The 13,288-nt window shown below is 38.8% G+C and carries 14 protein-coding genes; all 14 read right to left on the bottom strand.

The genetic code is table 11. The features are described from left to right. Window positions 1-28: 28 nt before the first annotated feature. The 14 genes from EO113_RS00360 to def all read right to left on the bottom strand — a co-directional run bounded on the left by EO113_RS00360 (window position 29) and on the right by def (window position 13,281). Complete coding sequence (locus EO113_RS00360; protein ID WP_127135193.1) at window positions 29-946, bottom strand: NAD-dependent epimerase/dehydratase family protein; 918 nt, start codon at window positions 944-946, stop codon at window positions 29-31. A gap of 90 nt (window positions 947-1,036) precedes the next feature. Further along, window positions 1,037-1,585, bottom strand: coding sequence for an NAD(P)H-dependent oxidoreductase (locus EO113_RS00355; RefSeq protein ID WP_127135192.1), 549 nt, complete (start codon window positions 1,583-1,585; stop codon window positions 1,037-1,039). A 43-nt stretch (window positions 1,586-1,628) separates the two neighbouring features. Beyond that, a complete protein-coding gene (locus EO113_RS00350) occupies window positions 1,629-2,558 on the bottom strand; it encodes a ComEC/Rec2 family competence protein (RefSeq protein WP_127135191.1) in 930 nt (309 codons plus the stop codon). Window positions 2,559-2,588: 30 nt separating this feature from the next. Next, entirely contained in the window at window positions 2,589-4,181 is a 1,593-nt protein-coding gene (locus EO113_RS00345) for an NAD(P)H-hydrate dehydratase (RefSeq protein ID WP_127135190.1), read from the bottom strand. 11 nt (window positions 4,182-4,192) lie between these two features. After that, complete coding sequence (acpS, locus tag EO113_RS00340) at window positions 4,193-4,555, bottom strand: holo-ACP synthase (protein WP_038145166.1); 363 nt, start codon at window positions 4,553-4,555, stop codon at window positions 4,193-4,195. Window positions 4,556-4,559: 4 nt separating this feature from the next. Then, a complete protein-coding gene (rpe, locus tag EO113_RS00335) occupies window positions 4,560-5,207 on the bottom strand; it encodes a ribulose-phosphate 3-epimerase (protein WP_127135189.1) in 648 nt (215 codons plus the stop codon). 1 nt (window position 5,208) lies between these two features. Beyond that, window positions 5,209-6,069 (bottom strand): ribosome small subunit-dependent GTPase A, encoded by an 861-nt coding sequence (rsgA, locus tag EO113_RS00330; protein WP_127135188.1) that lies wholly within the window; start codon window positions 6,067-6,069, stop codon window positions 5,209-5,211. A gap of 8 nt (window positions 6,070-6,077) precedes the next feature. Continuing rightward, window positions 6,078-7,982, bottom strand: a complete 1,905-nt coding sequence (gene pknB, locus EO113_RS00325) for a Stk1 family PASTA domain-containing Ser/Thr kinase (RefSeq protein WP_127135187.1) — start codon at window positions 7,980-7,982, stop codon at window positions 6,078-6,080. Window positions 7,983-7,993: 11 nt separating this feature from the next. Next, window positions 7,994-8,692 carry a Stp1/IreP family PP2C-type Ser/Thr phosphatase gene (locus EO113_RS00320; RefSeq protein ID WP_127135186.1) on the bottom strand — a complete coding sequence of 233 codons (699 nt, stop codon included), beginning with the start codon at window positions 8,690-8,692 and terminating at the stop codon, window positions 7,994-7,996. Continuing rightward, a complete protein-coding gene (gene rlmN / locus EO113_RS00315) occupies window positions 8,689-9,738 on the bottom strand; it encodes a 23S rRNA (adenine(2503)-C(2))-methyltransferase RlmN (RefSeq protein ID WP_127135185.1) in 1,050 nt (349 codons plus the stop codon). The genes EO113_RS00320 and rlmN overlap by 4 nt, the downstream gene beginning before the upstream one ends. Continuing rightward, a complete protein-coding gene (rsmB, locus tag EO113_RS00310) occupies window positions 9,735-11,093 on the bottom strand; it encodes a 16S rRNA (cytosine(967)-C(5))-methyltransferase RsmB (protein ID WP_127135184.1) in 1,359 nt (452 codons plus the stop codon). Before rsmB ends, rlmN begins: the two co-directional genes overlap by 4 nt. Then, window positions 11,065-11,835 (bottom strand): DUF116 domain-containing protein, encoded by a 771-nt coding sequence (locus EO113_RS00305; protein WP_127010877.1) that lies wholly within the window; start codon window positions 11,833-11,835, stop codon window positions 11,065-11,067. The genes rsmB and EO113_RS00305 overlap by 29 nt, the downstream gene beginning before the upstream one ends. Then, the gene (gene fmt, locus EO113_RS00300) at window positions 11,828-12,805 is read right to left on the bottom strand and encodes a methionyl-tRNA formyltransferase (protein WP_127062224.1); all 978 of its coding nucleotides are present in this window, start codon (window positions 12,803-12,805) and stop codon (window positions 11,828-11,830) included. The genes EO113_RS00305 and fmt overlap by 8 nt, the downstream gene beginning before the upstream one ends. Then, window positions 12,805-13,281 (bottom strand): peptide deformylase, encoded by a 477-nt coding sequence (gene def, locus EO113_RS00295; RefSeq protein ID WP_009353453.1) that lies wholly within the window; start codon window positions 13,279-13,281, stop codon window positions 12,805-12,807. The genes fmt and def overlap by 1 nt, the downstream gene beginning before the upstream one ends. Between the last annotated feature and the right edge of the window lie 7 nt (window positions 13,282-13,288).

Here is a 13,288-nt window from a genome sequence, read left to right as displayed (position 1 = left end):
GCTTTGCCTTCGCAAAGCTCTTATGATGTTATCTATTATCTTTCACATAGTGATAGGTATTTTCCAGTCCTTTTTGTAATGTCCATTTCGGCATATACCCTAAAGATTGTTTTGCTTTTGCAGTACTCAATAAAGAATGTTTAATATCACCAATGCGCGGTTCTTCATAATGACGTGTTACCGTAGTGCCAGCAATATCTTCTAATGTGTCGATTAAATCATTCACAGAAATTCCAGTTTCTGTACTCACATTGATGACACCTGTTACATCATTATTCAATCCCAATATATTTGCTTCTACTACGTCATCTACATAGACAAAGTCACGTGTTTGTTCTCCATCACCAAAAATTTTGATGGATTCACCATTCGCCACATGTTCGCAGAAAATGCTAACAACGCCACCTTCACCACCATTTCCTTGACGTGGTCCATATACATTAGAATAGCGATAGCAAATATAAGATAATCCAAAAGATTCTTGGTAAATACGCAAATAGCCTTCCGTAGTTAATTTTGTCAATCCATAGCAAGAACGAGGCACTCCTGCCAATTCTTCCGTAAGAGGTAATACCTCTAAATCACCATATACAGCAGCAGAGGATGGCATAAGGAATTTTTTTACACCCACTTTAACTGAGGCTTGTAATAAGTTCAATAGTCCCATTAGATTGATATCACAATCTTCTGTTGGATGTACCATGGATTCTGCTACTACTGTTTGCGCTGCCTCATGAAATACATAGTCCGGTTGAAAGTCTTCAAACACATCATATATTCTTTCATCTCGTATATCCAATTCTAAAAATTCAGCTTGTTCATTGACGAATGTCCGCAATCCACTGCTTAAATTATCAATGACAAGTACACGATGTCCCTCTTGAATCAACCTATCTACTAGATGTGATCCAATGAAACCGGCACCTCCTGTTACAATTATATTCATGTTCCTCATTCCTGTATTAATGACTGTCTTAGTAATATAAATTATACACCGTATCTAGTATATCGCAATAGTATGTATCCTATGGCGCACTTAAGCGTCTATATACTGAACTAATTGCTCACAGTGTTCTTTTGCTTGTCTATGAATCACTTGTAGCTGTGCATCTTCACCTGTATACAGCATATTTCCAGTAAAGACGCCTCCTTTAAAATTCATTTTACAGAACTTACAAGTAGCTTCACAGGTTTTAAAGATTTCATCAATAGTAATGCCTTTATCACCATGCAACGCATATTCATCATTACCACAAGCAGCGGTAAGGCCAACAACCATATCCTTACCAGCTACTGCATAGGTGTCTGCTCCATAGGCCCAACCATAGGTAAACACTTCTTCAAACCATCTCATAATCAGAGATGTTAAAGAATACCAAAATAGAGGAGACTGAATCACAATCGTATCCGCCCATAAGAGCTTTTCTCGTTCTGCTTCTACATTGATTTTATAATCTCCGTAGAGCACTTCCAAACGATCAAACTCAGCCTTAGGATATTTTTCTTTAAGCAACGCGAGAATCTCTTTGTTTGCCACAGAATTTTCTTCGTGGGTATGACCTGTTACAATTAAAATGTTTTTCATTTCTATACCTCCCCTAATTTAGATCCCTATATAGTACACTCTATTATCGTTCTCTTTGGATATCATAGTCTGTACCATTTGTCCGAATGGTAACAGTCCCCATCGTATCTGTACGATAAATATCTACATGTTCCTCCAATAAACGTGCCATAGCTTTCTCACCAGGATGTCCATAAGAATTATGTAAACCTGCAGAAATAACAGCTGCTTCTGGTCGAACAGAACGAATAAAATCTTTTTGACTAGAACCATTACTACCATGGTGTCCCACTTTTAAGACTTTACTAGACATTTTTGTATTTTGCTCTTTAATAAGACGTGCTTCTTCTTCTTTTTCCGCGTCACCAGTCATAAGCATAGAAAACTTACCAAATGTCAGCTTACCTACAATGGAGTTATTATTTTGATGAACTTCACCTTTTTTGTCAGCCATCACTTCCCCTTTCCAAGGGGCATAGACCTCAAAATACGCTCCATTTCCTAAGTCTAAAAGATCACCTTTATGAAGTGTTTCACGATGAATCTGTTTTGTCTCTATCATTTTTAAATAGGTTCTATAGGTACCACTATCGATATCGATGCCATTATCATAGACATGTTTAATCGGGATTGCTTTGGCAATAGCATAGAAACCGCCAATATGGTCCGCATGAGGATGTGTCAAAATGACATTTTCTAATTCTTTCACACCATGTTTTTTTAATAAGGCGACCACCTGTGGTCTATGTTCAATATCGCCTGTATCAATCATGGAAAATCTATCACCAATTTGGAGTAAAATTGCATCTCCTTGTCCGATATCCAGTACATGGACCTTCATAGTACCAGTTGGTGCTTGCGTAGATTGACTGACCTCTGTCTTTGCAACATTTGCATTCGCCTGTGAAAGTTCTTTTCCACAGCCCAATAGACTAAGTAGTGATACTACCAACACACCTAACAAGAGTAGATATTTATATATTGCTTTTTTCATTTTTAAGTACTTTCTAATTTCTACGTATTATCACAGAGGTATCATTCGCACATATCCATCCATAGAGGGTAATACTCGACCAATTCGCTGTGCCACTTCTGTAGGAGTAAATCCTGGACCACAATCATCGAGTGCTATATCTCCCGCTCGACTATGGGCATATATAGCAACATTAATAGCATTCATGGGGTCCTGTTCTTGATTTAACATAGAACCAATTATTCCAGCTAATACATCACCCATGCCACCAGTTCCCATATAGGGATTACCTGTCGTTGTTAGATATATTTTACCAAATGGAGTAGCAAGAATCGTTGGTTGTCCTTTTAGGACAACATATACACCGTGTTCTTTTGCAAATTCACTAGCATATCCAATAGGATCTTTGCTAAGCTCTTCTATACTTTTTCCTGTAAGAACAGAAAATTCACCTAAATGCGGTGTCAGTACAATAATATAATCATCTTTTCCTAATTCATAGGCACGATACTTCAATAGCAATAGATCACTAGCAATAGCTATAAGCCCATCTGCATCAATCACCATATGGCTACCTGTAACAGATTGTATCCATTGAAGTAAATGTTTCTTCTCACTATTGCTTCTGCCACCACCAGGGCCAATGACTACTGTGCTATTCCCATCTAGTTGTTCTATATCGCTACTATCACGAATCATCATTTCAGGACGACTCAAGGAACGCAACGCATCTAACTCATTTATACCAGACAGAATAGTGACTTTTCCAGCTCCACTGCGTAAAGCTCCTTCAGCACTTAATATGGGTGCCCCATAAATCCCCGGCGAACCACCCACAATATAGACATGACCATTGGTCCCTTTATGAGCAATAGGTGAACGAGGCTCTACATACAAGGAATCTGCATTGTTCCAATAGAGTTCGGGCCAATTATGATCAGACTTCCGCAATGCATGATGCGGAAAAGGATATCCGATACTGCCTATACTCATATGTCCTACACATTGTCTTCCCGGATAGAAAAGTATTCCTACTTTAGGGGCTAATAATGTAATCGTTTCATCTGCTCTAAATGAAGATATATCTGCACTACCTGTCAGACCATTAACCCCACTAGGAATATCGATGGCAATACATGTTCTAGTATCACTATAAGAACGCCATTCTTTACATTGTTCAAAAATAGATCGTATTCGTTTGGGTAGTTCACCATGAAATCCTGTGCCAAACACGCCATCTACCACAATACTTACATCCTGTAATATATGTGAGGGTATTAGATTTCCATTAGACTGCATCATCTCATCAGGCACAATCGTAATCGTATCTTCTAGAGTATGTACCACCTTCCATTGTTGTTGAAACAAAGGAGACCCTTCTTCTGGATTCCCACATACAATAACATAGGGAGTCACTTCAGGAACTTCTGTTAGCAAGCGTGCTGCCACTAAGGCATCACCACCGTTGTTGCCAATGCCAGAAAGAAACAAAACTCCCTTTGGCCCCTTTATTTCTTGTATGTATCTATGTACTACCTCAAAAACAGATCGTCCCGCTTGTTCCATTAAATGAGATACTGGAAGTCCTAAACTTTCAATATATTGATCTACTATGTTAACTTGCTTTGGTGTTAATAGTCGCATAGGTCTATCCTCTAATATACAATGACAGTACTCGTAGCATATTCATGACAATGGCTAATAGAAACTTGCAACGTTTCGTATCCTAAGGCTTTCATTTGTTGTCCAAAATAGCCTGTACAAGTAAGAACAGGGGCCCCCCATGCATCGTGAGTAATTTCAATATTCTGCCAAGAGCCATGACGAAATCCTGTTCCTAAAGCTTTTACACAAGCTTCTTTCGCCGCAAAGATACCCGCAAAGGATGCAGCTGCCTGTTTGTTACGTCCCCACGCATAGTTTCGTTCGTATTCTGTAAATACTCGTTGTAAAAAGCTATCCCGTTCAATCGCTTGTTCCATGCGATGAATTTCTATAATATCTGTGCCTACTCGAATCATATTAGCCTCGTAATTTGGCAATCATCTCTGCACGATCTGCTGCACCAAATACAGCAGAACCAGCTACTAATAGGGTAGCCCCTGCTTCACGCACTAATGGAGCTGTTTCCAAGTTAATACCACCATCTACTTCTACAACAGCTTTTATATTACCTACAGAATCCAATAATTCTCGAGCTTGTTTTACTTTTTTCACTGCATTATGAATAAACGATTGCCCTCCAAAGCCTGGATTTACACTCATAATTAGAATTAAATCCAAACCTTCTGCAATATCTTCCAGTAAGGATACTGGCGTAGATGGATTTAAAGAAACTCCTGCTTTCATACCAGTTGCTTTGATGGCTTGAATCAAACGATGCGCATGTGGCACAGCTTCCCAATGAAAGGTGAAATACTCCACACCTATCTTGGCATACTCTTCTACATAATCGCCTGGATTTTCTACCATTAAATGTACATCAAATGGCAACTTTGTATGTGGACGTAATGCTTTTACCACAGGAGCACCAAATGTTAGATTTGGCACAAAATGTCCATCCATCACATCAATATGTAATAAGTCAGCACCACCTTCTTCGATAGTACGAATATCTTCTCGCAAATTTGAAAAATCTGCCGATAACATAGATGGGGCAATTTGAATCATCTTATCGTCTCCTTTGATCTTCAAGTTCTGATTTAATCGTCAAATAGGATTGGTATCGTTGCTCACTAATCTGCCCATTAGCTAAGGCATCTTTCACAGAACAAATAGGTTCATGACTATGGGAACAAGGACTAAACTTGCATCCCCTATCATGGTCACCAAACTCGGGGAATGTATGCACTAACTCTTCTACAGTCATCCCTGTATGCTCTAGAGCTGAAAATCCTGGTGTATCCATGATAAAGGAACTTTCATCTAAGCTGTATAAAGAGGCATGGCGCGTTGTATGGCGACCACGTTTAATCTTATCGCTAACAGCCCCTGTTTGAAAGGCAAAATTCGGATCTACTGCATTGAGCAAACTACTTTTACCTACTCCAGAAGGGCCGGCAAAGGCACTGATTTTACCATGTAATACATGGCGTAACTCTTCAATCCCTTCACCAGTATATGTGGACGTACAGATTACAGTGTAACCGATATTTTCATAGATAGATTTCAGTTTCATCGTATCTTCTGTGTGCAAATCATATTTATTAATCACTAGTACTGGAGGAATATGACTATGATGAATCATCACTAATAAACGATCCAATAATAGAGGATGAATATCTGGCTCTCTAGCTGCTACCACTACAATGACTTGGTCAATATTGGCAATGGCTGGTCTACGCAAAGAATTTCTTCGTGGTTCAATCGCATCAATCCAAGAATCTTCTGTAATTGTCACTGAATCACCTACTAAAAGGGAATATCGTTCTTTTTTTAATCGACCACGTACTTTACATTCATGCACATCTCCATTTAGAGTCTGCACATAAAAGTAGCCATTCATATTTTTAATTACAACACCTTGTTCCATAGTCTCTCCTATAAGGATTGCTCTTGTACTAATGCATTATTTAAGTACACCTGTACGCGTACATTTCCAGATCCTGATACGCTTTTCACAATACGATCTCCAGGCGCATTGGTACCATCATAGACAACACGACCGCCATCGTCATCAATAACCACTAACTTGATATGCTGGGAGGCACGTCCATTGGGTACGGTTATATCTACTACACCTTTTGTAGTACCATTTTGTTTACTATTAGTAGTATCTTTTTTGGCATCTTTTGCTTGCCCTACTAGAGAAATACTTTCATCACGTTTTACGGAAGATCCTGGTGCTGGGCTCACTTCAGTTACAATTGCAGAATCCTCATTAGAGCCTGCTATTTTACTAATGCTTAATCCTAAATTTCCCAATGCTTCTTTAGCTTCTTTAATTGTCATACCCACTACATTAGGTATCTCTACCATGGTAGATTTTGTTTCATTAATCGTAATATCTACGGTTGCATTTTTAGAGGCTTTACCGCCTGGCTGTAAGCCTTGACTAATAATAACTCCATCATCTTTACTAGTGTCACTTACATAGGATATCTTACCAATTGATAGGCCTAAGGCTTTCAACTTTTCTCTTGCCTGATCAAAACTCATCCCTTGTAGATCTGGTATTGTTATATCACCAGCACCTTTACTAACCACCAAATGAACCATCCGTTGTTCTTTTACTGTTTCACCTGGCTCAGGACTCTGTGAAATAACCTGCCCTGCAGGCACATCAGAGTTAGTTACCTCTGAACTAGAGACTCGAAGATGTCGTTCTTCCAACAATCGTGTGGCCACACTTAATTGTTTGCCCACCACGTTTGGTACATCTACTGTGGAATTGCTCCAAAAGTTACCAAAACTCAAGAAGGCCCATAAAAAGGCAAGCAAAAAGGCAAAAACAGCACCACCAATGACATATTTTTGTGGTAAGTTTCCTAGTTTTGACAATATTCCTTCTTGTGAGTCATCCTCATCTTCCATAGTGTCTGTCTCCATAGGAGGTAATACTTGTGTAGCAAAGTCATGCTGTAATGGTCGTGTCGAAGTACTACCACGATAACCTAAAGACATCCGTAAAGCTTGAATCATCTCAGAAATAGAACCAAATCTCTTACCAGGTTCTTTTTCTAATGCTGTCAAAACAACTTGCTCTAACTGTGCTGGAATCTGTGGATTCTTAATACGTGGTGCCAATACTCGATCACGTACATGTTGTAAGGCTACACTAACTGGTGTCTCTCCTCTAAAAGGAACTTCTCCCGTTAATAATTCATAAAGCACAACCCCTAATGAATAAATATCTGTACTCACATTAATACTTTTTCCACTAGCTTGTTCTGGAGAAATATAATGAGCTGATCCCATTACTGAATTTGTATACATCATCGTAGCTGCTGTATTAATTGCACGAGCAATGCCAAAGTCAGTTACTTTGATACGACCAGAATCTGTAATTAAAATATTATGCGGTTTTACATCACAATGTACTATGCCCATCATGTGTGCATGCTCCAAGCCCTCTGCAATAGCTACTACTATTTTTACAGCCTCTTGCACAGATACTTGATTACCATGATGTTGAATATATTCTTTTAATGTACATCCTGATACATATTCCATTATGATGTAATGAAAGCCTTGATCAAAGCCTACATCATACATACTAACAACATTGGGATGATTTAATTTACCAGCAGCTTGCGCTTCTCGCTTAAATCGAGCCACAAAATCTTGATCACTACCAAAATTTTGATGCAGAATTTTAATAGCTACTGGTCTTCCTAATAATGTATCTTTTCCAAGATATACGTCGGCCATGCCGCCAACACCTATCTTTTGCTGTACTTCATAGCGATGGTCAAAGACCAATCCTACTAATGTAAGTCTATCCATAAGTCACCTCTTTATATACGTCCTAGTACGATTGTCACATTATCTCGTGCTCCCGCATCATACACAAGGTGCACTAAATCTTCTAACGCTCTATTTTCATTTTGTTCTTCAGAGAGAACTTGTTCAATCTTGGATTCTTCAATATAACCAGATAAACCATCACTACAAAGTAAGATTCGGTCATTTTGAAGTAATTCTATCATCCCTGTATCGACTTCTACCGATTCATAGACGCCAATCGCACGGGTTAACATATTCCGATTAGGATGATGAAGAACTTCTTCTTCTGTAATCGTTCCAGCTTCTACTAACTGTTGTACCATAGAATGATCTTTTGTCATGCGTTGTAAACCTTTTTCGCCATATATATATAAACGGCTATCTCCTACGTGAGCCCAATATAAAATATTATTTTGCACATAAGCCACAACAGCAGTAGTTCCCATACCTTCTAATTCCTTATAGGATTGGCTTTTTCTATACACCATATGATTTGCCTCTAGTATGGCATTTCGCAATACATGAGCAGATACTTCTTTAGACTTTTCTACTACATTTACAATAGCGTCTACCACCATAGTACTAGCATATTCTCCACCAGTATATCCACCCATACCATCTGCTACAATTAACAGCGGTCCTTGTGCATAAAAGCGATCTTCGTTTCGCTGGCGAACTAGCCCAGTTTTACTAATTCCTAAACTAATCATACCATTCCTTCTTTCAAAGATTGTTGATGTTGTATTTTTAATTGTCCACAAGCTGCTTGGATTTCATCTCCCATTTCCTTACGGATCGTTACAGATACACCGTAGGATTCTACAATAGACTTAAACTCTTGCATTGCTTTCATAGACGGTTTATATAAATTAATATGTTCATTTCCATTGACAGGAATTAAGTTGACATTACAATGAGGAAATTGTTTTGCAATAGTACCTAGTTCATGAGCTTCTTTTTCAGATGTATTCACATCTTTAATTAAAATATATTCAAAGGTTACACGGCGTTCTGTCCGTCGATAATATTCTGCCACAGCGTCTAGCACATCTTGTAAAGCATACGTCGCCCCTATAGGCATAATTTCTTTTCGTTTTTCATCTGTAGTAGCATGCAATGATAATGCTAATGTGATAGGTAGTTCCAGTTCTGCAAAACGATAAATATTGGGTACTAAACCACAGGTAGACACAGTCATTCGACGATAGCCTATATTAAAGCTTTCTTTTTCATGAATAAATTGCAATGCTTCCATAGTATAATCGAAGTTTTGTAATGGTTCTCCAGATCCCATGACAACAATGGAGTTGACTTCTTCTTTGATGATGCTTTCAAACAATAATAACTGCCCAACAATTTCAGCTACCGTCAGATTCCGGAATAGGCCTTCTGTAGTGGATGCACAAAAAATACATCCCATAGCACATCCCACTTGAGATGACAAACACACAGAATTCCCATAGTGCTGCTTCATCAGTACCGTTTCTACTTGATGCCCATCAGAAAATCTGAGCAATAATTTCTTCGTATTTCCATCAGAACTAGTAGATTCTCGCACCACCGTAGGAAGTGTAATTGTACAGTGTGTAGCAAGCCATTCACGCATTGTCTGTGGAAGCTGTAACATATCTTCCATAGAGAATACGTGACGTTGATAAATATAATCCATAATCTGTTTCGCTCTAAACTTTGGAAACCCTCCATCTGTCACAACTTTACTTAATGCTGGCAATGAAAGGCCAAGTAATTCTATCATGCTCTCTCCTTACGTAAACGGGCTATAAAAAATCCATCCATATCATATACATGCGGTAATAAAGTAACCATAGGACCTTCTGCTGCAAACGGCAACAAGGGAGCCACATCTTCTAATATAAAATTAGGGTTTTCTCGTAAAAAGTTTTCTACAACCCCTTCATTTTCCAATGTATTTATAGTACACGTAGAATATACCAAATGTCCCCCTACTTTTACATAGGAACTAGCATTTTGCAATATTTGTTGCTGTAACATTGGCAATTCTTGTAATTGAGATTCCTCTTTTCGCCAACGCATATCTAATTTCTTCTGTAAGATTCCTAGTCCTGAACATGGTGCATCTACTAGTACCGCATCAAAAGACTCTTTCCATTGTTCTTCTTTAACTGTAGCATCCCCTTGCTGTGGTTGCACATTAGATATTTTCATGCGTTTTGCATTTGCCTGCAACAGTTCTACTTTATGTTCATGAATATCCGTAGCTACGATAGTTCCTGTATTATCCATAAGGGTTGCCATATGTAATGTTTTACCACCCGGCGCTGCACAGGTATCTAAAATATGCATATGGTGTTTAGGTTGTACTGCATAAGCCACAGCCATAGAGGCTTCGTCCATGAATGTCATCAATCCCTCTTGTACCCATTTTGCTTCCTGCAATTGTCCTTTGTGAGATTTGATGATAATTGCATCTGGAATCATATGACTAGGCTCTACCACCCAATTTGCCTGTGAAAGCTCTTCTAATAAATCATGCCGACTAATTCGTAAAGTATTCACTCGCGCTGTCAATAATGGAGTTTCATTGAACCATTCACAGAGATCAATTGTTTCTTCTAGACCTCGTTGCTCTATCCATAAACGGACTAGCCATAAAGGTTGATTATAAATATAGGAAATTCTCTCCGCTTCCGAAGTGGCTAAAGCATCTACTCCAATATCTTCGCGCTGTCGATCTACATTACGAAGTACAGCATTGACAAAACGGTCTGTACCAGGTGCCACTTTTTTGGCAAGCTTTACACTTTCATTCACCGCAGCACTAGAGGGTACCTTATCCATATAGAGCAATTGATACACTCCGAGTCTAAGAATTTCTAGTACAAAAGGAGATAATTTTTTAACCGGTTTCTTGGTAAAGTGAACGATAACGGCATCCAAGTAGTTTTTGCGTCGCACCACACCATATACCAATTCTGTAAAGAATCTACGATCTAAATCCTCTAGTCTTTCTTGCATCATATACTGAGGCAATACAATATTGGCATACTTCTTATCTCGATGTATATCTACTAAGGCTTTCATAGCTAGGCGCCGAATGTTTTTATATTCTTTCTTTTGTTTCGTTTCCATAGAGTAACCTTTCTATGACAAGTCTAATGTCTTCTGTATTGACTCGCGTATTACAACAAGGACCACAAGGTCGTTCATTTAAGACACCAATCACAGGAATAGGAAATACATCTGCCATGCCACTGACTAAGTCTCTTTCACAGGCGATAGCCACAATCGCTTGAGGACGAATTTCCTTAATTTTTAAACGTGCTAATGTACCACCTGTGACTACCACAAAATGACATCCATAGGTATCTGCAATATCTAGCAAGGTTCCTACTTGGCATCCCCCACAGCGCTTACAATTATGTACATCTGTAGTCACTTTATGTACACAGCTAGATAGTTGTATACAGTGCGGTGTGAGCAATAATAATCGTTCTGGTTCCACACGATACACTTGGGTACTCACGAGATGATTAATTAACGCAATCAAGGATTGACTCACTTCATCCTTTGTATACCCAAAACATCTAGCTAAGACCGTGACCAAAGGAAATAAAAGATATAACCCACGATTGGATAGTCGCAATAAAATCGGATGTTGTATAGGATATATTGTGACTAATGCCATGTATATCCACATGGACCACCCAATCAATATAGGTAGTAGTAGCGCACTCTCTACGATAGGCCCGACAACAGGTCCCCATTGGGATAAGCTAAGATGCATCATCCAGACTATCCAACCCCATACCATGGAAATCAATAGCATTGCCACAGCCGTCACTGTTAAATATAGACGATAAGATTTATTCATCGCCAAAGCAAGCTCCTACTGCTAACTGATGACCACGAGCAAAATCACCTGCATTCATTCGTTTTTTATTTTCAGGCTGCACTTCTGTGACACGTAAGACCCCGTGACCAGTGAAAATACTGAAAGACTCTTTATCTACATGCACTATTGTCCCCTCTTTAGGATAGCCACAAGCCCCTTGTAAATGTTCAGGGGCATACTTGGAGGTAGGGTCTACTTTTGCATGCCAGAACTTAATCCGTTTACCCTCTAAGAATGTATAACATCCAGGACTGGGATTGAAAGCTCTTATTTTCGCAGCTAATGTATGTGCTGGTTCTGTAAAGTTAAGATGTCCCATCTCTTTTGTAATTTTTCCTGTTTCAATAGCTTCTTCATGATTTTGAGGGACTCTTGTTAACGTACCTGATTGTAAAGCATCTACGGCTGGTACAATCATCTGTGCCCCTAATTTTGCCAAAGCTGTAAAGATTGTACCAGATGTATCCTCTTCTGTAACAGGAATACGTTCCATTAACAGAGTATCACCTGTATCTAATCCTTCGTCCATATGCATAATAGTCATACCAGTTTCTGACTCTTCATGAAGAATCGCATATTGAATAGGTGCTGCACCTCTAAATTTCGGTAATAAAGAAGCATGTAGATTAATACACCCCAAAGGAGGCTGATGAATAAGCCAAGGAGGCAAAATTTTTCCATAAGCAATGACTACCACAATATCAGGAGCCAAGGATTCTAATAGTTCTTCCGCTTCTTCATTGCGCAAGGATTTTGGTTGATACACAGGAATATCATGCTCTAATGCCAACTCTTTCGTCGGCGGCATTTGTAACTTATTACCTCGCCCTTTCGGCTTATCTGGTTGACAAAATACACCTACTACAGTGTGTGGACTATCGATTAAAGCCTGTAACGTTGGGACTGCTATATCTGGAGTACCCATAAATACTATACGTAATGGATTCATTATTGTTGTTCCTTTTTATGGATAAAAATCTCATTGGGATTCACTAACTTTTCCACAAATAAAATACCATTTAAATGGTCGATTTCATGCTGAAAAATACGAGCTAAAAAGCCTTCTGCCTTAATTTTTATCTTTTTATTATTTCGATTGATACCATGTACTTCAATTTTGTCATATCGCTCTACATCGCCGAATAGTTCTGGTACGCTCAAACAACCTTCTAAGCCTACTTGAGAACCTTCTTTTTTCACGATTTCTGGGTTGATGACTTCAATTAAACCATTTCCATCATCTAGTACAATAATTCGTTTGGATACGTTGACTTGTGGTGCCGCCAAGCCTACACCATCTGTTTTATACATAGTTTCAGCCATATCATCTAATAATTGACGAATCTTTTTATTTACGAACTCTACCGGTTCTGCTATTTGTTTTAACACAGGATGCCCTGTTTTCATGACTTCTAAAACTGCCATAGTCCCT

This window comes from Veillonella sp. 3913 (assembly GCF_003992235.1).
Classification (GTDB): domain Bacteria; phylum Bacillota; class Negativicutes; order Veillonellales; family Veillonellaceae; genus F0422.
Note: the sequence above shows the minus strand (reverse complement) of the source record. Positions and strands in the feature narration are given on the sequence as shown.

Bases quoted from the DNA above. Each gene is read 5' to 3' on its own strand.
- EO113_RS00360 (WP_127135193.1), bottom strand. From the start codon at position 946: ATGAATATAATTGTAACAGGAGGTGCCGGTTTCATTGGATCACATCTA.
- EO113_RS00355 (WP_127135192.1), bottom strand. From the start codon at position 1,585: ATGAAAAACATTTTAATTGTAACAGGTCATACCCACGAAGAAAATTCT.
- EO113_RS00350 (WP_127135191.1), bottom strand. From the start codon at position 2,558: ATGAAAAAAGCAATATATAAATATCTACTCTTGTTAGGTGTGTTGGTA.
- EO113_RS00345 (WP_127135190.1), bottom strand. From the start codon at position 4,181: ATGCGACTATTAACACCAAAGCAAGTTAACATAGTAGATCAATATATT.
- rpe (WP_127135189.1), bottom strand. From the start codon at position 5,207: ATGATTCAAATTGCCCCATCTATGTTATCGGCAGATTTTTCAAATTTG.
- rsgA (WP_127135188.1), bottom strand. From the start codon at position 6,069: ATGGAACAAGGTGTTGTAATTAAAAATATGAATGGCTACTTTTATGTG.
- pknB (WP_127135187.1), bottom strand. From the start codon at position 7,982: ATGGATAGACTTACATTAGTAGGATTGGTCTTTGACCATCGCTATGAA.
- EO113_RS00320 (WP_127135186.1), bottom strand. From the start codon at position 8,692: ATGATTAGTTTAGGAATTAGTAAAACTGGGCTAGTTCGCCAGCGAAAC.
- rlmN (WP_127135185.1), bottom strand. From the start codon at position 9,738: ATGATAGAATTACTTGGCCTTTCATTGCCAGCATTAAGTAAAGTTGTG.
- rsmB (WP_127135184.1), bottom strand. From the start codon at position 11,093: ATGGAAACGAAACAAAAGAAAGAATATAAAAACATTCGGCGCCTAGCT.
- EO113_RS00305 (WP_127010877.1), bottom strand. From the start codon at position 11,835: ATGAATAAATCTTATCGTCTATATTTAACAGTGACGGCTGTGGCAATG.
- fmt (WP_127062224.1), bottom strand. From the start codon at position 12,805: ATGAATCCATTACGTATAGTATTTATGGGTACTCCAGATATAGCAGTC.
- def (WP_009353453.1), bottom strand. From the start codon at position 13,281: ATGGCAGTTTTAGAAGTCATGAAAACAGGGCATCCTGTGTTAAAACAA.